Annotated in this window: 16 protein-coding genes; 10 read left to right on the forward strand and 6 right to left on the reverse strand. The window is 39.2% G+C overall.

All coding sequences use genetic code 11. The features are described 5' to 3' along the window. Nucleotides 1-103: 103 nt before the first annotated feature. The 5 genes from GR160_RS12505 (at nucleotide 104) to GR160_RS12525 (ending at nucleotide 3,641) form a co-directional block, all read left to right on the forward strand. Entirely contained in the window at nucleotides 104-1,051 is a 948-nt protein-coding gene (locus GR160_RS12505; RefSeq protein ID WP_160750215.1) for a DUF2157 domain-containing protein, read from the forward strand. Further along, nucleotides 1,041-2,114: a DUF4401 domain-containing protein gene (locus GR160_RS12510; RefSeq protein ID WP_160750216.1), complete on the forward strand. Its 1,074-nt coding sequence runs from the start codon at nucleotides 1,041-1,043 to the stop codon at nucleotides 2,112-2,114. The genes GR160_RS12505 and GR160_RS12510 overlap by 11 nt, the downstream gene beginning before the upstream one ends. Then, the gene (locus tag GR160_RS12515; protein ID WP_160750217.1) at nucleotides 2,101-2,589 is read left to right on the forward strand and encodes a GDYXXLXY domain-containing protein; all 489 of its coding nucleotides are present in this window, start codon (nucleotides 2,101-2,103) and stop codon (nucleotides 2,587-2,589) included. The genes GR160_RS12510 and GR160_RS12515 overlap by 14 nt, the downstream gene beginning before the upstream one ends. Nucleotides 2,590-2,725: 136 nt before the next feature. Continuing rightward, a complete protein-coding gene (locus GR160_RS12520) occupies nucleotides 2,726-3,127 on the forward strand; it encodes a hypothetical protein (protein ID WP_160750218.1) in 402 nt (133 codons plus the stop codon). Nucleotides 3,128-3,203: 76 nt separating this feature from the next. Continuing rightward, nucleotides 3,204-3,641, forward strand: a complete 438-nt coding sequence (locus GR160_RS12525) for a DUF1801 domain-containing protein (protein ID WP_160750219.1) — start codon at nucleotides 3,204-3,206, stop codon at nucleotides 3,639-3,641. 480 nt (nucleotides 3,642-4,121) lie between these two features. Here the strand turns inward: GR160_RS12525 and GR160_RS12530 are convergent, their stop codons facing one another. Then, nucleotides 4,122-4,907 carry a DUF3050 domain-containing protein gene (locus GR160_RS12530; RefSeq protein WP_160750220.1) on the reverse strand — a complete coding sequence of 262 codons (786 nt, stop codon included), beginning with the start codon at nucleotides 4,905-4,907 and terminating at the stop codon, nucleotides 4,122-4,124. Nucleotides 4,908-5,355: 448 nt separating this feature from the next. Next, entirely contained in the window at nucleotides 5,356-6,534 is a 1,179-nt protein-coding gene (locus GR160_RS12535) for an acyl-CoA dehydrogenase family protein (protein ID WP_160750221.1), read from the reverse strand. Between the two features lie 166 nt (nucleotides 6,535-6,700). Here GR160_RS12535 and GR160_RS12540 point away from each other — a divergent pair, with 166 nt between their 5' ends. Further along, nucleotides 6,701-7,486 (forward strand): M48 family metallopeptidase, encoded by a 786-nt coding sequence (locus GR160_RS12540; protein ID WP_237421222.1) that lies wholly within the window; start codon nucleotides 6,701-6,703, stop codon nucleotides 7,484-7,486. A 3-nt stretch (nucleotides 7,487-7,489) separates the two neighbouring features. Here the strand turns inward: GR160_RS12540 and GR160_RS12545 are convergent, their stop codons facing one another. From GR160_RS12545 to GR160_RS12555, 3 genes are all read right to left on the reverse strand, one after another. Then, complete coding sequence (locus GR160_RS12545; RefSeq protein WP_160750222.1) at nucleotides 7,490-8,203, reverse strand: tRNA1(Val) (adenine(37)-N6)-methyltransferase; 714 nt, start codon at nucleotides 8,201-8,203, stop codon at nucleotides 7,490-7,492. A gap of 150 nt (nucleotides 8,204-8,353) precedes the next feature. Next, on the reverse strand, nucleotides 8,354-8,884 hold the full coding sequence (gene rimM / locus GR160_RS12550) for a ribosome maturation factor RimM (RefSeq protein ID WP_160750223.1): 531 nt from the start codon (nucleotides 8,882-8,884) through the stop codon (nucleotides 8,354-8,356). A 17-nt stretch (nucleotides 8,885-8,901) separates the two neighbouring features. Continuing rightward, on the reverse strand, nucleotides 8,902-9,435 hold the full coding sequence (locus GR160_RS12555) for a 30S ribosomal protein S16 (protein WP_160750224.1): 534 nt from the start codon (nucleotides 9,433-9,435) through the stop codon (nucleotides 8,902-8,904). A gap of 230 nt (nucleotides 9,436-9,665) precedes the next feature. On the opposite strand from GR160_RS12555, the gene GR160_RS12560 reads away from it, so the two are divergent. From GR160_RS12560 to trxA, 4 genes are all read left to right on the forward strand, one after another. Further along, entirely contained in the window at nucleotides 9,666-10,142 is a 477-nt protein-coding gene (locus GR160_RS12560; RefSeq protein WP_160750225.1) for a DUF6252 family protein, read from the forward strand. 173 nt (nucleotides 10,143-10,315) lie between these two features. After that, on the forward strand, nucleotides 10,316-10,699 hold the full coding sequence (locus GR160_RS12565; protein ID WP_160750226.1) for an RNA-binding protein: 384 nt from the start codon (nucleotides 10,316-10,318) through the stop codon (nucleotides 10,697-10,699). A gap of 304 nt (nucleotides 10,700-11,003) precedes the next feature. Beyond that, on the forward strand, nucleotides 11,004-15,509 hold the full coding sequence (gene dnaE / locus GR160_RS12570; protein WP_160750227.1) for a DNA polymerase III subunit alpha: 4,506 nt from the start codon (nucleotides 11,004-11,006) through the stop codon (nucleotides 15,507-15,509). Between the two features lie 597 nt (nucleotides 15,510-16,106). Beyond that, nucleotides 16,107-16,424, forward strand: coding sequence for a thioredoxin (trxA, locus tag GR160_RS12575; RefSeq protein WP_054409146.1), 318 nt, complete (start codon nucleotides 16,107-16,109; stop codon nucleotides 16,422-16,424). Between the two features lie 447 nt (nucleotides 16,425-16,871). Here the strand turns inward: trxA and GR160_RS12580 are convergent, their stop codons facing one another. Continuing rightward, a complete protein-coding gene (locus tag GR160_RS12580) occupies nucleotides 16,872-18,053 on the reverse strand; it encodes an AhpC/TSA family protein (RefSeq protein ID WP_160750228.1) in 1,182 nt (393 codons plus the stop codon). Nucleotides 18,054-18,076: the final 23 nt, after the last annotated feature.

Below are 18,076 nucleotides of genomic sequence, written 5' to 3' on the forward strand. Positions count from 1 at the left end.
ATGTGCTCAAAAACAAATAATTATGAGATATGGATTATGATTTAAGTGCTGTCGGAAAAATAGTATATTGCATGTAAGTTTAAATTATTAAGCATGATCCTAAATGAAAGACATTAATAGGGAAGATATATACATTATAAAAGAGCAAATCAACCTTACACAAAGGGGGACTTATATAGCTTTTAAAGAAAACATTTATAGTAATAAAGAGGCTTGGCAACAGTTCCTGCGGATGTTGATTATTTCCTTAGGTGTTGGGTTTACAGTGTTGGGTATTCTTTTCTTTTTTGCCTACAATTGGGATAACTTGTCTAAGTTTATAAAGCTCGGACTAATGGAAGGATTGATTATTGCAACTACCGGGCTGGCATTAATTCCTAAGATCAATTCTAATATAAAGAATATTATTTTAACAGGATCTTCGGTTTTGGTTGGTGTATTGTTTGCCGTCTTCGGGCAAATATATCAAACAGGAGCAAATGCTTATGATTTCTTTTTAGCCTGGACGGTATTTATAACACTTTGGGTGCTGGTCTCAAACTTTGCCCCACTATGGCTGCTTTATCTTGTCCTCATCAATACTGCCATAATGTTATACTCTGAACAGGTGGCTACTAACTGGCCGCAAGATTTTGTATATACATTGCTTTTTGGTTTCAATACAGCGGTGCTTATTGGCTTTTATATATTTTCTCATTATTTTAAAAAAGTAATTCCACAATGGCTTTTTATGACAACAGCAGTTGCGGCTGTAAGTTATGCTACATTTGGAAATGTAATTGGAATTTTTAATGGAGGTATTATTTTTACAATCTTGATAGCAACAACTATATTAGTCTATGCCCTGGGCATTTGGCATGCGTTTAACAAAAAAAGCATTTTTTATATTGCGCTCATCGCCTTAAGTCTGATCATAATAATTTCTGCTTTTCTTTTAAGGGTTTTTGAAATAGGAATGCTTCTGTTTTCCTGTATGTTTATTATCATAGCTATTTCAATAGTAGTTAAAGGTCTTGTAGATATTAATAAAAAATGGAAAAATGAGGAATAAACAAGATGTAAAGGAACTTGTGAGTTACTTTGAGGCTATAGAGGGAAACACACTACAAACCAATGAAGAAGCTATTCTTGCAGCCTATGATGAAGAAAATAATGATCAGCCCTTAATAATAAAAATACTTTCTGTTTGCGGTGCTTTTTTTGCAAGCCTTATGTTTGTGGCTTTTTTACTGTTAGCAGGATTATACGATTCACCAATTGGTCTGCTTATTTTTGGTATTCTGTTAACCGCCGGAACTATATCGTTAAACAAGCAGAGTGATATAGTTTTTTTTAGCACTGTAAGTATTTCCTGCTATGTAATTGGTTTGACACTGATTGCCATGGGATTGTCTGAATTAAAGTTTAATGAAAATACAGTTTGTCTTACTTTTATAATTATTGCAGTAATATCTTTAATTGTTGTTCAAAACTACATGCTTTCATTTTTAGCTGTCATAGTTATAAATGGCAGTGTGTTAATACTTTTCATAGAAAATCAGCTGTATGGTGCGATTCATTTATATACGGCTTTTATAACGTTCTTATTAACTTATCTCTTTCTTAATGAAGCTAAGCTAATTTCGATCAATAAAGCCTTATTAAAATTGTATCGCCCTGTTCGCGTGGCACTTATTTTTTCGTTTTTTTCTACTCTTGGTGTTTTTAGTGTAAAAGGAATTTTCCCTTTTTCAATTAGTTATGTTTGGTTGTCTTCATTAATTATAATAGTTACTATAGTTTATTTGTTATCACATATTCTAAGTGTTTTGGATGTTTATAAAACACAACAAAAAATAAGTGTTTATGCTGTAAGCCTGCTTGTATTGTTGCCTACTGTTTTGTCTCCGGCTATATCAGGAGCATTACTTGTAATGTTGTTAAGTTTTTTAGTGAATTATAAAACAGGGCTGATTCTAAGTTTACTTACTTTCATCTACTTTATTTCACAATATTACTACGACCTTAGTTTTACATTGCTTACCAAGTCTGTAATACTGATCAGCTCGGGTATTCTCTTTATTGTTTTATACTTAATTACTCATAAAAAGCTCACGTCAAATGAAAAAGAATAAGTGGATAATCATACTGCTTAATCTTATTGTTTTACTCGTTTATTTTAACTATTCGGTATTGCAAAAAGAGAAGTTGCTCAATGATGGAGAATTGGTTTTATTAGAGCTTGCACCTGTTGATCCCCGCTCGTTAATGCAGGGCGATTATATGTCTTTGCGCTACAAAATATCCGAAGATATTCCGTACGAGAACATTACCAAAAATGGCTATTGTATAGTTAGATTAGACAGCAATAGAGTCGCCGAAAGAATAAGGCTTCAGGAAAACACTTTACCTCTAAATAAAGAAGAATATCTGCTAAAATATAAATCTTCAGATAGATGGAATATAAATATTGGTGCAGAGTCTTTCTTTTTTCAGGAAGGCCAGGCCAATAAATATGAAAAAGCAAAATATGGAGCCATAAAAATAGATTTATATGGCAATAGCCTTTTGTTGGGGCTTTATGATGAACATTTAAAAAAGATTGAGTAAAAGCAATCAATGCCGGAGTGTTTGTAATTTGTTTATTTTTCAGTGTTTAGAATTGTTTTGTGCCCTGCACTACAGGTGTAGATTGGACTTATTGGTAAATAAATTTATAATTTGGCTAACGCCAAATGCGGTGTAGATGAAGCAAACTAAAATACTTATTATTATTTTTCATTCCACGATTATCATCGCAGCAGGGCATGGTGTAGGGATAATGATTTTTTGTGATATAATGGGAATGACATCTTTATTTGAAAGGGCTACTATTCAGGTATCGTATGATCTCAATTTTCTTATAGTTGGAGCGGCATCACTGATAGGAAAAATTATGATGGCACTAAGTTTGTTATTAAACACAGCGAGGGTAAAGAATACTGCTGCAATATTGGGCTTAATTTTTCTTATAGCTGCTTTTATAATAGTATTATTTGCCATAGCCGACGGAAGCTTTGCTTTTAATCTAACATTGCTGTCGGGGCTTCCATTCCTTTGGTATAGTTACCGATTGATATACCTTTTATTAAAGAAGAATAATGGCTAAATACGAATACTTATTTAAGCTTATTACTTGTATAATATTGTATTTTAGTACTGTAATAAAATATCAAACCTATGCTATGGCAGTAAAAAATAAAACCCAGTGGACTGACGCCAGCGTTGCCGGATTTATAGAAGAGTATGTAGAGAATGAGCAAAAAAAAGCCGACTCGTTTGAGTTGCTGCGCCTAATGGAAACCTGGTCTGGTTTTAAGCCCGAAATGTGGGGGCCTACCATTGTTGGCTTTGGAAGGTATCATTACAAATATGCCAGCGGACATGAAGGCGATGCACCCATTATAGGTTTTTCACCACGCAAAGCTGAATTTTCGCTATATGTATATTCGTCTACAGATACAAGTGAAAAGCTGTTGGAAAGCCTGGGAAAATTTAAAATGGGTAAGGCATGTATCTATGTAAAAAAACTTGTCGATATAAACATTGCAACCCTCGAAGCACTATGCAAAGAATCTATAGCCTATATTGCTGCACACCACGAATGTGCTTGCCATAAATAGAATACAATGACAGCATTGTTTTAAAATAGTTTGGTCATTTCATCTTCTCAATATACATACTGCCAATTTTTGTGGCGAGGTCGTCTACATCATCTGTATGCGTGTTTACAAGAATAGCAATAACCAGTTTTTGTTTGGGATAAATGCGCAATACAGAAAACTTATGCCGTTTATTGATATAAAACAGTCTGATTAAATTGTCTCGCAAAGGCGCAGAGGCGCAAAGTTCAGTGGTGACATTCTCTAATTCCGATCGGCTGTTAAGCCGCTAAGCTTAGCGGCTTAACAGCCGCTTAAGGACCTAAAATAAACTTATCAGCTTTGCGCCTCTGCGCCTTTGCGAGAAATTAAATATCAACCTAAAATATAACCATATTTGGTATGAGTTTGTATCGTGTAAATTAAGTTTTTTTAAGGACGAGACAAGCATAAAAAAGCCCCGAAATTTTCGGGGCTTATATATTATATTTCGATAATGATTTATATAGATGCCATATCGTGCTGCAGCACTTTTTCTTCAATGGCATTCCATAGTCCTATCCTCTTTTCTAATGCCAGAACTGATATTTCTTCCACTTCTTTCCATTTTTTTTCGTCGGTGCCGCACAGTTCATCTATCATTTGCATAGCCATAGGGCCGTGTTCATCGGCATCAAGTTCTATATGCCTTTCAAAATAATAGATCAGCTTGGTAAGATCGGTCTCAGGAAAGTTAGCCTGAAAATTACGCAATATCTCTGTAAACATTCCCGGTATAAGGTCTTCGCGTCCAAAGGTAAAGGCAGCGGCAATTTCGTGCGGCCTGCCCTCTTCTATAACCCTGAAAGTAAAGTCTAAAAATGCTTTAATGCCCTCGTGCAGTCTGCTTTGTTTTATAGATACAAATATGTTTTGGGTTGCCACCACATCCTTAATAAAGTCGGTTACCTCTTCCGTATTGGCATCACAAGCCTTCATGGCATCCACATACATTTCATAGTGGCTTTGTCTTGTGCCGTCTAAAGCAAGGTCCGTTTCTTCGGCAAGCACTATTTCGTTTATAAGATACCTTATTTGCGGGTTGCCTACTGGCAACCACGGCACCGTAGTGCAGGTAAGTTTTGACTGAAGGGCTTTTAGGAGCGACATAAAATCCCATACGGCATATACATGCCCTTCAAGAAAATGCCTTAGGTCTTCTATGGTTTTAACTTTTCCGTATAATGAGTGTTGCAACAATACCTCTCTCTGTGGGGCTATGGCATTGTTAATAGTAGCGGTGTTCATAGCACTTATTTTTTACAAAATTAAAAAAGCTTTAGCTCAATATAAAGCAATAGCATTGTTTTTATCAATACAAAAATAATGCCTCTTTATATAGGTGCATATTTATTGATAAACGCTAAATTTTTAAAAATATTGAACATACTTTATAAGGATATTTACGATTAACTATCCGAAAAGGTTTTTGTTGAAAAGTATTTTTTTGAGATTGGCTATAACTTAAAAAAGGGTGCTTCATTTTTGAAGCACCCTTAAAATGTATGATTTTGTATATTAATTTAGCATCATTAACGCTTGCTAATGCATTTTTGCATAAACTCATTCAACTTGCATTCTTTTTGATTCATTATGCTTTAAAAGTGTTCAAAACGCATCTAAAAAGTAGCTTTACAAGTCTTTTTATTTTACCGAATGTATATGCTTTACGCCAAATCGACGAAAATGGACGCTTTTATTTAAAAGCCGCAAATCCGGTTACATCCATTCCTGTAATTAGTAGGTGGATGTCGTGAGTACCCTCATAGGTAACCACACTTTCAAGGTTCATCATGTGGCGCATAATGCTGTATTCTCCGGTTATACCCATACCACCCAACATCTGGCGTGCATCACGTGCAATGGTTAGTGCCATGTCTACGTTATTGCGCTTAGCCATAGATATTTGCGCTGTGGTAGCTTTGCCTTCATTGCGCAAAACTCCTAGTCTCCAGGTTAGTAGCTGTGCTTTGGTAATTTCGGTTATCATCTCGGCTAACTTCTTCTGTTGTAGTTGGGTTGCTCCAATGGGCTTGTCAAACTGTATGCGTTCTTTACTGTAGCGCAGGGCAGTATCATAGCAGTCCATAGCAGCACCAATGGCGCCCCATGCAATACCATAACGAGCTGAATCTAAGCATCCAAGCGGAGCTCCAAGCCCTGATTTGTTAGGTAACAGGTTTTCTTTAGGTACTTTAACGTTGTCAAATATAAGCTCGCCTGTAGCCGATGCGCGCAAAGACCATTTGTTGTGGGTTTCGGGTGTGGTAAAGCCTTCCATGCCGCGCTCTACAATTAGTCCGTAAATCCTGCCTTCTTCATTCTTAGCCCATACCACAGCTATGTCGGCAAAAGGAGCATTGCTAATCCACATCTTGGCACCGTTAAGCAGGTAGTGGTCGCCCTTGTCTTTAAAGTTGGTAACCATGCCGCCAGGATTAGAACCATAGTCAGGCTCAGTAAGGCCAAAGCAGCCCATATATTCGCCCGAAGCTAATTTAGGTAAATACTTAACTTTTTGTTCTTCAGAGCCATACTTCCATATAGGGTACATTACTAACGATGATTGTACCGATGCTGTACTGCGCACGCCGCTGTCACCGCGCTCAATTTCCTGCATAATAAGCCCATAAGATATCTGGTCGAGCCCTGCACCTCCATATTCCTCCGGAATGTAAGGGCCAAAGGCGCCTATCTCGGCAAGGCCATTTATAATTTGCTTTGGGAACTCAGCCTTTTGGGCATAGTCTTCAATTATAGGGCTAACCTCGCGCTTAACCCATTCGCGGGCAGCATCGCGCACTATTTTGTGCTCGTCGGTCAGTAAATCGTCAAGGTTATAGTAATCAGGGGCCTGAAAAAGATCTGGTCTCATTTGTTTGTGTTTTAGCTAAAACAAATGTAAATAGAATTCTAACAATTCTACAAAGGTTTGTGGTATTTTTTAATAAAAATTGAATTTTTGCAAGAAGTTTTAATCTCTCATAATTTTTTTGATCAGTTTTAAGTTATTTGTATACCAACAACCCAATACTCTATTTATGATAAGATCAATACTCTGCCTTATTTTTTTATTGCCCATTGCTATTATGGCACAGCAAAATACTAAAGCACAGGGAGCTATTATAGAAGAGTATGCAACAAACTGTGCACAAAAACACCCTTTATATAGTAATGAATGGCAGGAGTGCCTCGATGCCGGGCTAAAAAAAGACAGCACCATTGCCTATTTGTGGCAGCAAAAAGCCATGCCACTTTTTAAACAGCGCAAATATGAATTAGGCATGTCTTTCATAGACAGGGCTGTGCAGTATGACCGCAACGAGTATCAGGACTACAGGGCGTTTATAAAGTGCATTTTCAGTAAGCAGTATCAGGAGGCTATAAATGATTTTACCGACTGCAAAAACCGCTATGGCAACCGTTTTGTAATGGACCATAACTACGATTTTTACATTAGCCTTTGCCTGTTGCAGTTAAACCGATTTGCCGAGGCTGAGATCCTGCTAAAGCAGTATGTTAATGATATGTCTAAAAAAGGAGAGGAGTGGGTGCATGCTACAGCCTTGTTTTATTATGGAGTTGCTGTAATGGAGCAAAAAAGATATGATGAGGCTATTGGTATTTTTGACAGGGCATTAAAAAACTATGCCGAGTTTAGCGATGTAAAATATTATAAAGCCATGTGTTATTTTTATTCAGGCAAAAAGGATGAGGCATCTGACTGGTATAAGCAGGCCCAGGCCGATTTTAAAAACGGCTATACTATTAATGAAGATAACGTGGTTTATGAAACTTATCCCTATCAGGTGCTGTGGGGAAAGTAAAGACTACATTTTTAAATAAAAATCTTTGGTAAGTTCAATATAATCAGGGGTATATTGGTGTCGTGAGGTTTCTATTATAAGTTCGTCTACTTCGGCAACATTGGTCTCGTTACGGTCAAAAGCCATCAGGCTGCGCTTAACATCTGTGGTTGGAGTACCTTTTACATGTGTAATTTTAAAAGGATACAAACCTTCTTCGCGCATAAGGGCAATAAAATGCGCTTCTTCTTTATAAGGCAGTATTGTGGCAAATATCCCGTTTTCAGATAGTAAAATACCCGTTGCCTCTGCCAGGTCTTCAAACGGCAGCGAGTGTGCAAACCGGGCAGCATCGCGCTGTGGGTCGCCACTGGTGTAATCTTCCGTATAAAAAGGAGGATTGCTTACAATAAGGTCATACTCATCTTCGGGCTCTTCCATAAACTCATCCAGTCCGGCATGGTAGCAAAACAGTCGGTCGCCCCAAGGTGAGTTTTCAAAGTTCTCTACAGCCTGCTCATAGGCATCATCGTCAATTTCCATCGCGTCGATCTGCTCCGCATGGCTTCGCTGCGCCAGCATTAATGCAATAAGCCCTGTGCCAGCACCAATATCTAAAATAGAGTAGGGGTTGTGCTTTATAGGTGCCCATGCTCCAAGCAATACGCCATCGGTGCCTACCTTCATGGCAGTTTTGTCCTGTTGTATGGTAAATTGCTTGAATTGAAAAACAGACATTTAGATTTGAGATAATAGATGTTAGACTTGAGATGATAGATAAAAGACCTTACACAGGATTGTTTAGGGATTAAGGTTTTTCATTTAAGATTTATCGGGAAGAAAACTTTAAAATCAACCTGAAACTTTAAACCTGAAACAATAAAACAATTACGCATCAAGATACAGGTCTACAAGCCCTTCGGGGGTGTCTAGTATAACCTGTTTGTTCTCGCGGTCTATGGCAATAATAAAGTGGTCTACCATAGGTACCAGTATTTCTATATCGCCTTTTTTAATTTCAAAAAGTGCCTGAGACGAGGTGTCGTTAACTCCTGTAATTGTGCCAATATTGCCCAGTCGCTTATCCTGTGCAGTAAAGCCCACAATTTCGTGAAAGTAAAAATTATTGCCTTCCAGTTTTGGCAGCATTGTTAGGGGCAAATAAAGTTCGCATCCCATAATTCCGTCAGCATCTTCTTCGGTTTCTATATCTTCAAACCTAATGCGCAAAAACTCATTTTTGTGCAACGAAGATGATTTAATAAAAAATGGAACCAGATGTTTGTGTATTTCAACAAACACTGATTCCAAGTTTTCATAAAACTCAGGGTCATCGGTATCAAGCCATGCCAGTACCTCGCCCTTGTAGCTAAATTTTTTGGCAATCTTGCCTAAATAGAAACAATCTTCTTTACGCATTTATGCCGTCTAAAAAATTAAGCTTCAGTTTCTTCTGTGCTTTCAGCCGTTTCTTCTGTAGCCTCTTCTGCAGTTGCAGCAGCGGCAGCAGCCTCAGCTTCTGCTTGTTTAGCAGCAGCTATACGGTCTTCGTTAACTTTTTTCTCAGCTTCAAGAGCTTTTGCTTTAGCATCAGCTTTTGCCGTAGAAAGGTTGTCTTTTTTAGCGTCTACTTTACCAGCTTTTTCGTCTAACCATGTAGCCAGTTTAGCATCTGCCTGCTCTTGTGTAAGTGCACCTTTGCGCACACCTCCATCAAGGTGGTGTTTAAGTAAAGCACCTTTGTAAGATAGGATAGCTCTTGCAGTATCTGTAGGCTGTGCACCATTGTGTAGCCACTGTACAGCGCTGTCAAGGTTTAGGTCTATAGTTGCAGGATTAGTGTTTGGGTTGTAAGTTCCTATTTTTTCAAGAAATTTACCATCCCTTTTAGAGCGAGAGTCCGCTGCTACTACCCAGTAAAAAGGTTTACCTTTTTTACCGTGTCTTTGTAATCTGATTTTTACAGGCATCTTTAATTAGATATTATGGGGTACCCGACCCCTGATTATTTTAAGGCTGCAAATATATATAATTATATGATATGATTAACTTAAGATGCTAAATTTATGATTTTTAATGAATGCCTCAATTTAAAATTTTAATTTTTATTATGATTTATTCTATTTTGATTAGGATATATTCTATAAAAAACTATTTTTGTCGTTGTAAAATTGGAGTTACCCTTTCTAACAATAAAATAATGAAAAAGATTTTATCACTTTTAGTGTTACTGGTAGTATTTACCTCGTGTGAAGAAGATGTTAAATTTAATACTCCTGCCGTACAGGGGTATAAAAATAATGATCTGTGGAAAGCGGACGAATTTACTGCTACAGTTAACTCTAGCGGCAGGGTTGTTATAACTGCCATAAATGAGTTTGAAACTGTAGTATTAAGAATGCGTGACAGAAACCCGGGTGTATATACCGTAGGACTAAACCAGTCTAATGCTGCATCTTATACTATATCTGAACTTACAGGTGTGGGAGACAGCTTCCAGACAAATGCCGAACAGGGTATTGGAGAGATCATTATAAGTGCTGATCCCCGCGAAACAAACCTTGCTGCCGGATATATTTCAGGAAGTTTTCATTTTAATGCAGTTAATGATGAGGACGAGATCGTGTATTTTACAAGAGGTGTGTTCTATAAAGTGCCTTTAACAGTGGTGCCTTAGCAGTATAAAAAAAATAACAAAACCCCTGCCGCAGCAGGGGTTTTTTGTAGGAGTTAAAATACTTAGTATTAAAATTTTATTAAATAATAATAAAATGGTGTTTTATGTTTAAATAAGACTACATTTGTAAGAAGTACAAAACACCGTTTAGAACAATCAATTAATTATTTTTTATGAATATTTTTGTGGGAAGCTTGCCGTTCTCGTTGAACGAAGCAGATTTAAGAGAGTCTTTTGAGGCTTATGGACCGGTAGATTCTGTAAAGATCATTACAGATAAAATTACTGGCAGGAGTAAAGGTTTTGGTTTCGTAGAGATGCCAAACGAAGAAGAAGGCCAAAAAGCTATCGATGAGCTAAATGGTGCAACTGTGCAAGGCAGGACAATTGTTGTAAACAAATCTGAACCGCGTCCGGGTGGCGAAAGGAAAAGTTTTGGTGGCAACAGCCGTCCGGGTGGCTTTAACAGAGATGGCCGCTCTGGAGGCGATCGTGGAGGATACAATCGTGGCGGAAATGACCGTGGCGGAGACTATAACCGCGGCGGACGCTACTAATAATATAGCGTACAGAATTTTAAAACCATCCTTCGGGGTGGTTTTTTTATGGATTAAACTCAAAGCCATAATTGCAGATAAAGTTTCTGTTATTGAGTTGTGTGATTTATTTATCTTGCCGTTGTGTGCTTCCCTCTCCTTTGCTTTGCCAGTTTGGCTAAAGCCTCGGTTGGAGAGTCCCGATAGCTATCGGGAGGGGTGAGGTTTCATATCTTTGTTGATAAGTCGCCTTTCAACCTTCTTTAAAATATCGTATTTTTGGGTTTTGGCAGCACTGCCTCATTATCTAAAAATCCACAGTTGTATGTACCTGATATTTGACACCGAAACAACCGGATTACCCAAACGTTGGGATGCCCCTGTTACCGATACTGATAACTGGCCACGCTGTATACAAATAGCATGGCAGCTACACGACCAGATGGGTGCGCTTATAGAGCACCACGATTATATGGTTAGGCCTGACGGTTTTAATATACCTTATGATGCCGAACGTATTCACGGTATTAGTACCGACCTTGCTGCAGAGCAAGGTATATCGCTTGCCGAAGTACTCGAAAAATTCAACATAGCCCTTAGTAAATCTAAATTTATTGTAGGGCAAAATGTAGGTTTCGACGTTAATATTATGGGTAGCGAATTTTACCGCATGGGGGTAAACAGCCCGCTGGCAAGCATGCCTGTTTTAGATACCTGTACCGAAGTTACTGCAGAGATGCTTAAGCTGCCCGGAGGCCGTGGCGGCAGGTTTAAACTGCCTACGCTAACCGAGCTGCACGAATATTTATTTGGTGAGCCGTTTGCCGAAGCCCACAACGCTACTGCTGACGTAGAGGCTACCACACGTTGTTTCTTAGAACTTGTAAAAAGGGAAACTTTTACTCATAAAGAGCTGGATGTGTATCCGGAATATTTTCATGACTTCCGTACACACAACCCTCAGCCCATACAGCTCATAGGGCTTAAGCACATTAATCTTAAGCAGGCAAGCGAAGAAGTTCGCAAGCGTCTTGAAAAGCTTAAAAGTGCCGAGGCTGTACAGGATACTGCACCTGCCGTTGCACACGACCTTACCGATGTAGAGTTTGTGCACCTGCACAACCACACGCAATTCTCTGTACTGCAAAGCACCATTAGTGTGCCCAATTTGGTTAAGGCTGCAGCAAAACACCGCATGCCTGCCGTTGCCATGACAGACCATGCCAACATGATGGGGGCTTTCCACTTTGTGAGCAACGTTTTTAACCACAACAAAGCTGCCGAAGCAAAAAACAAAGCTGCTATAGAGGCTGGTGAAGAACCTACCGAAGTGGTTATGAAGCCTATTGTGGGCGTAGAGTTTTTTGTATGCGACAACCATACCGATAAAACCCGTAAAGACAACGGCTATCAGGTAGTGTTTTTGGCAAAGAACAAGAACGGCTACCACAATCTGGCAAAAATGTCTTCTATTGCCTACACACAGGGCTTTTATTATGTGCCGCGTGTAGACAGGGCGGTTATAGAAAAATATAAAGAAGATATCATGGTGCTGTCGGGTAACCTTTATGGTGAGATACCCAATAAAGTACTTAATATAGGCGAAAATCAGGCAGAAGAAGCATTGCTTTGGTGGAAAGACCAGTTTGGCGACGACTTTTATATGGAGCTGATGCGCCACGGCCAGGAGGATGAAAATCGTGTAAATGAAACCCTCATAAAGCTGGCCCGCAGGCACAATGTAAAGCTAATAGCTACTAACAATACCTATTATGCCGAGAAGGAAGACAGCCATGCACACGATATTTTGTTGTGTGTAAAAGACGGCGAAAAACTGGCAACGCCTAAAGGCCGTGGTCGTGGTTTCCGTTTTGGGTTGCCTAATAACGAATACTACTTTAAGTCGGGCGATGAGATGAAAAAGCTTTTTGCCGACCTGCCCGAAGCTATTGTAAACATTCAGGATGTGGTAGATAAGGTAGAGCCTTATTCATTGTACCGTGATGTACTGCTTCCTAAGTTTGACATACCGGAAGAATTTTTAGTGGCTGAAGATCTTGAAGATGGAGGCAAGCGTGGTGAAAATAACTACCTGAGGCACCTTACCTATGTAGGGGCCGAAAAACGCTATACCGAAATTACAGATGACATTCGTGAGCGCCTTGATTTTGAGCTTAACACGATTAAGAACAGTGGGTATCCGGGATATTTTCTTATTGTACAGGACTTTATTGCCGAAGCCCGCAACATGGGGGTATCGGTAGGGCCGGGCAGGGGTTCTGCGGCGGGGAGTGCCGTGGCTTATTGCCTTGGCATTACCAACATAGACCCTATTAAGTATGACCTGCTGTTTGAGCGTTTCCTGAACCCCGACCGTGTATCGATGCCCGATATTGATATCGACTTTGACGACGAAGGCCGAAGCCGCGTAATGGACTACGTTATCAATAAATACGGGGCAAGCCAGGTAGCGCAAATTATTACCTATGGTACCATGGCGGCTAAATCGTCTATTCGCGATACTGCCCGTGTGCTCGACCTGCCGCTGTTTGAAGCCGATAAGGTGGCCAAGCTTATCCCTAACATGAAGCTGGCAAAAATATTCAGCCTTGATGCCAACGCACTTCGTGGTGCTTTGCGTTCGGATGAATTTGAAAAAGTGCAGGAGCTTATAGAAATGGCAGGTGCACAGGATCTTACAGGCGAAACCATACAGCAGGCTAAAGTGCTTGAGGGGTCTTTAAGAAACACGGGCATACATGCCTGTGGGGTTATTATTACGCCAGATGATATTACCAATTTCGTTCCGGTGTCGGTTGCAAAAGATTCAGATCTTTATGTAACCCAGTTTGATAACTCGGTGGTAGAAAGTGCCGGACTGCTAAAAATGGACTTCCTTGGGTTAAAAACCTTAACCCTTATTAAGGACACTGTTAAGCTGGTAAAATATAAAACAGGAATAGAGCTTGACCCCGAGACCTTTCCTATAGATGATGTAAAAACATACGAGCTGTTCCAGAGGGGAGAAACCGTAGGGGTGTTCCAGTACGAGTCGCCCGGTATGCAAAAATACATGAAGGACCTGAAGCCTACTGTTTTTGCCGACCTTATTGCAATGAATGCCCTGTACCGTCCGGGGCCGTTGGAGTACATTCCGAGTTTCGTTCGTCGTAAAAATGGTGAGGAAGAAATAAAATACGACCTTGATGCCTGCGAAGAATACCTTAAGGAAACCTATGGTATTACCGTGTATCAGGAGCAGGTAATGCTCCTGTCGCAAAAACTGGCAGGTTTTACCAAAGGTGAGGCCGACGTTTTGCGTAAGGCGATGGGTAAAAAGCAAAAGGATGTACTGGATAAAATGAAACCTAAGTTTGTGGCGCAGGCCGCAGAAAAAGGTCATGACCCACAGGTACTCGAAAAAATATGGAAAGACTGGGAGGCGTTTGCAAGTTATGCCTTTAACAAAAGCCACTCTACCTGCTATGCTTGGGTGGCTTATCAAACCGCTTATTTAAAAGCCCACTACCCTGCCGAATATATGGCAGCCGTGCTTAGTAACAACATGAATGATATTAAGCAGGTTACCTTTTTTATGGAAGAATGTAAACGCATGGGCTTGGAGGTGTTGGGTCCTGATGTAAACGAATCATACTACAAGTTTACTGTAAACGATAATAATGCTGTTCGTTTTGGTATGGGTGCCATTAAAGGTGTGGGTGCCGGTGCAGTGGCAACCATTGTTGAAAGCAGGAAAACCGGACATTATAAATCAATATTCGATCTTGCCAAAAGACTTGACCTGCGTGCGGCTAACAAAAAGGCTTTCGAAAACCTGGCTCTTGCAGGCGGCTTCGATTGTTTTACGGCTACACACAGGGCGCAATATTTTCATGTAGACAGCAGCGAGAATATTACCTTTTTGGAGAAGGCAATTCGGTATGGGTCTAAATTTCAGGAAAATGAAAATTCGTCACAGGTAAGTCTTTTTGGTGAAGCCAGCGAAGTGCAAATTCCTGAACCGGTGGTGCCACCCTGTGAAGAGTGGAGCACTATGGAAAAGCTTGCCCGTGAAAAAGATGTGGTAGGTATCTATATATCCGGCCACCCACTGGACGACTACAGGTTTGAGCTGAAATATTTTTGTAATGCCAAACTCGAGGCCCTAAGAAGCCTTGAGCAGCAGGTAAACAAAACCCTAAGTTTTGGTGGTATTATAAGTAATGTGCAACACCGCGTTACCAAAAACAATAAAGGCTGGGCCACATTTATGCTTGAGGGGTATGACGAAAGTCACGAGTTTAAGATCTATGGGGAAGAATACCTCAAGTTCAGGCATTTTCTTATATCCAGTAATTTTGCCTACATTAAAATAATGGTTCGTGAAGGGTGGACAAACCAGGAGGGTAAAAAAGGAGATCCAAGACTGCAATTTTTAGGTATTAGCCAATTGCAGGATGTGCTTACTACTTTTGCTAAAAAGCTCATTATCCAGTTTAATATAGCCGATTTACAGGAGCAGGTTATTGCTAACCTGCAACAACTTTTTAATTTAAATCGTGGCGATCACTCTATTACTTTTGAGGTCATGGAGCTTAACCGTGTAAAAAAACAGGTCGAAGTGGCAGCAAAATCAGTGGTTGTAGAATCATCTGATGAGGAGGGAGATGAAGCCATTGAGCAGGAGGTAACCGAAACGGTTATTGAAGAGGTAGAAGATGTGCAGGTGGTTACCAAACTGGTAATGCCAAGCCGTAAGCTTAAAGTAAATATATGTACCGAATTATTGCATGAACTTGACAAAATGCAGGTTAACTTTAAACTGAATTAGCGATAATAAAACTTTTAAAATTTCACGCAAAGGCGCAAGGGCGCAAAGCTGTATGAGATTATATCGAATGAGCGACTGTAAGTCGCTTAAATGTGTGTTTATGTCATATGTTTATCCCGTTCTGCGGCTTTGCGAGTTTTTAAGTCCAGAGACTCTGAAGGCGAAATGACATTGATTTACTAATTGTAAACGAATACTGGTTACTCAATTTTTACCACAAAGGCCACAAAGTTTTTCACAAAGGTCGCCGCGGATTACGCTTCGCTTTTAAGTTCACAAGGCTAAACCTGCCAATAAGAACGTAAAGCCTTGTGAACTTTTTAAGGCAACTTGTTGCCTATTGTGTGTAGTATTGGTAACATAGCTTAGTGTTCATAGTGAAAAACCCTGTGGCCTTTGTAGTAAAATTAGCCAACCAAATTTAATTCATATAAATATGTCATGCCGATATAAACGCATCTCTATACTTAGAAAGAAATAAATCGGTTTTAATTATGGGTATATAAGCAAAAGCTATAGGTTTAACTTTAGATTTAGATTATTATGTTTAATTTTGTATGTAAATTTAATTGAACAATAATTTAACTTATAACAATAATGGCACAAGCAATAACAGATGCTACTTTTGAAGAAGTAGTATTAAAATCAGATAAACCGGTATTAGTAGACTTTTGGGCAGCATGGTGTGGTCCGTGTAGAATGGTAGGTCCTATCATCGAAGAAATTGGCCAGGAGTATGAAGGTAAAGCTGTGGTTGGTAAAGTAGATGTAGATGCCAATCAGGAGTTTGCTGCTAAATACGGCATCAGGAATATTCCTACTGTATTGGTTTTCCAAAACGGCGAAGTAGTAGGTCGTCAGGTAGGTGTTGCTCCTAAACAAACCTACACTAATGCTATCGATGCGTTACTATAATCAGTTTTAACTGATTCTATATACATAAGCCCTGACGAAAGTTGGGGCTTTTTGTTTGTTTACTGATATGAATGCAGGCATGTTGCTTTTATGAAATGTAAAATCAATTGCAGAGGATTTAAATTTCTGTCTAACTTCCTTTGATAAATAACAGATTGCCACACTCTGTTGCACTCCGCTCGCAATGACGTACGTGAAGAAAGAAACGTGCTAAGCACATGCATACATTCCTTTCTTCACGTACGTCATTGCGAGGAACGAAGCAATCTAAAAAAAAAGTAAAACTGCACCTGTTCTACCAATTATAAATATAATTTAGTACATTAATACACATCCCGCTTCTACGAAGCTCTTCATCATTCGCTGTCTTTTTTCTATAAATATGCCGCTCCTAACGGAGCTATAAACAGACTATTTTATAATGACAAATAGTATAATATTGAATCACTAACGCGCTTTCTTCAAAACCATAATATTTTTTTCGGTGTCAACATGTGGGGTGTATTGGTTGCTTTCCATCATTCGCTGTCCTTCTTCACGGCTTAATACCTTGCCATTTTCGTCCTGCCAAACCATAGGGGTTTTTATTTTGATATCTGCGGTTTGCGTTCGTTTGCCAGTACTGGCTAAAGCATCTGCAAGCAGGGTATTTAACCTTTCATTGTTTCTAACACTGCTTGCCAGTATAACCCCGTTTTTATCAATCAAAACATTATCAGGAATCGAATTAACGCTATATGTAAGTGCAGCTAAATTGTTTCTCCCTTTCAGGTCGCTAAGGTGTTTCCATGGCAAGCCGTCTTTTTTAATGGCATCGGACCAGTGTTCTTTTTTTTCATCTAACGACACCGCCACAATTTCAAATCCAAGGTTTTTAAACCTGTCGTAGGTTTTAATTAACTCAGGATTTGCCTTTCGGCACGGCACACACCACGAAGCCCAAAACTCTAACAGTATAACTTTACCTTCAAATTCCGATAGTTTATGGGCTATTCCATTTTGGTCTGCCATGGTGAAATCAACATATTTTTCTCCGGTTTTAGGTGTTTCAGGAATATCTAAACTTAAAAAAGCCTTTATTTTTTCACCATATTGTGATTGTTTATTTTTAGCGGAAAACTTTTCGAACAATGCAGCCGATTTTTCCCTGCCAAAAACACTGGCCATTATAGAGAGGTTGTGGGCGCTAAGTATGCTGTTAGGGTTATTTTTTATGAATTCAACTTCTAATGCTACCTTTTCTTCGTATGATTTCAATACGCGTTGTTTATCTCTTAACTGTATTGCCAAGGCATCAGTAGCAGAACCTGTTATAACAGCATCCTCAAAAGCAGACTTGGTGGCATCAAAAGTCATTTTTGTATTCTCTGCCCAGACAGTTTTTGATGTTGAGCTATCTCTAAGTAAATAAATGCTGTATGGGTAATCAGGCAACCTTGTTTTAAGAATAAAGCTGTTATTCATAACCTTTACAGAGTCGATTATTTTATCCTGCAAAAAATCTCCCACAAGAAACACGGTTCCATCCGGAATATCTTTTGTTTTTCCATGCAGGGAAAACTCATTTTTATTTTGGCTGTAAGCTAAACCTGTAATAGCAAGAAGTAATAGGCAGAGTAGATTTTTCATTGGTAAAAACTGATCTTAGGTTG

The sequence above is a fragment of the Flavobacterium sp. Sd200 genome, assembly GCF_009826935.1.
In the GTDB taxonomy this organism is placed as follows: Bacteria; Bacteroidota; Bacteroidia; order Flavobacteriales; family Flavobacteriaceae; genus Flavobacterium.

Excerpts from the sequence above, each read along its gene's own strand:
- GR160_RS12505 (WP_160750215.1), top strand. The coding sequence starts at position 104 with ATGAAAGACATTAATAGGGAAGATATATACATTATAAAAGAGCAAATC.
- GR160_RS12510 (WP_160750216.1), top strand. The coding sequence starts at position 1,041 with ATGAGGAATAAACAAGATGTAAAGGAACTTGTGAGTTACTTTGAGGCT.
- GR160_RS12515 (WP_160750217.1), top strand. The coding sequence starts at position 2,101 with ATGAAAAAGAATAAGTGGATAATCATACTGCTTAATCTTATTGTTTTA.
- GR160_RS12520 (WP_160750218.1), top strand. The coding sequence starts at position 2,726 with ATGAAGCAAACTAAAATACTTATTATTATTTTTCATTCCACGATTATC.
- GR160_RS12525 (WP_160750219.1), top strand. The coding sequence starts at position 3,204 with ATGGCAGTAAAAAATAAAACCCAGTGGACTGACGCCAGCGTTGCCGGA.
- GR160_RS12530 (WP_160750220.1), bottom strand. The coding sequence starts at position 4,907 with ATGAACACCGCTACTATTAACAATGCCATAGCCCCACAGAGAGAGGTA.
- GR160_RS12535 (WP_160750221.1), bottom strand. The coding sequence starts at position 6,534 with ATGAGACCAGATCTTTTTCAGGCCCCTGATTACTATAACCTTGACGAT.
- GR160_RS12540 (WP_237421222.1), top strand. The coding sequence starts at position 6,701 with ATGATAAGATCAATACTCTGCCTTATTTTTTTATTGCCCATTGCTATT.
- GR160_RS12545 (WP_160750222.1), bottom strand. The coding sequence starts at position 8,203 with ATGTCTGTTTTTCAATTCAAGCAATTTACCATACAACAGGACAAAACT.
- rimM (WP_160750223.1), bottom strand. The coding sequence starts at position 8,884 with ATGCGTAAAGAAGATTGTTTCTATTTAGGCAAGATTGCCAAAAAATTT.
- GR160_RS12555 (WP_160750224.1), bottom strand. The coding sequence starts at position 9,435 with ATGCCTGTAAAAATCAGATTACAAAGACACGGTAAAAAAGGTAAACCT.
- GR160_RS12560 (WP_160750225.1), top strand. The coding sequence starts at position 9,666 with ATGAAAAAGATTTTATCACTTTTAGTGTTACTGGTAGTATTTACCTCG.
- GR160_RS12565 (WP_160750226.1), top strand. The coding sequence starts at position 10,316 with ATGAATATTTTTGTGGGAAGCTTGCCGTTCTCGTTGAACGAAGCAGAT.
- dnaE (WP_160750227.1), top strand. The coding sequence starts at position 11,004 with ATGTACCTGATATTTGACACCGAAACAACCGGATTACCCAAACGTTGG.
- trxA (WP_054409146.1), top strand. The coding sequence starts at position 16,107 with ATGGCACAAGCAATAACAGATGCTACTTTTGAAGAAGTAGTATTAAAA.
- GR160_RS12580 (WP_160750228.1), bottom strand. The coding sequence starts at position 18,053 with ATGAAAAATCTACTCTGCCTATTACTTCTTGCTATTACAGGTTTAGCT.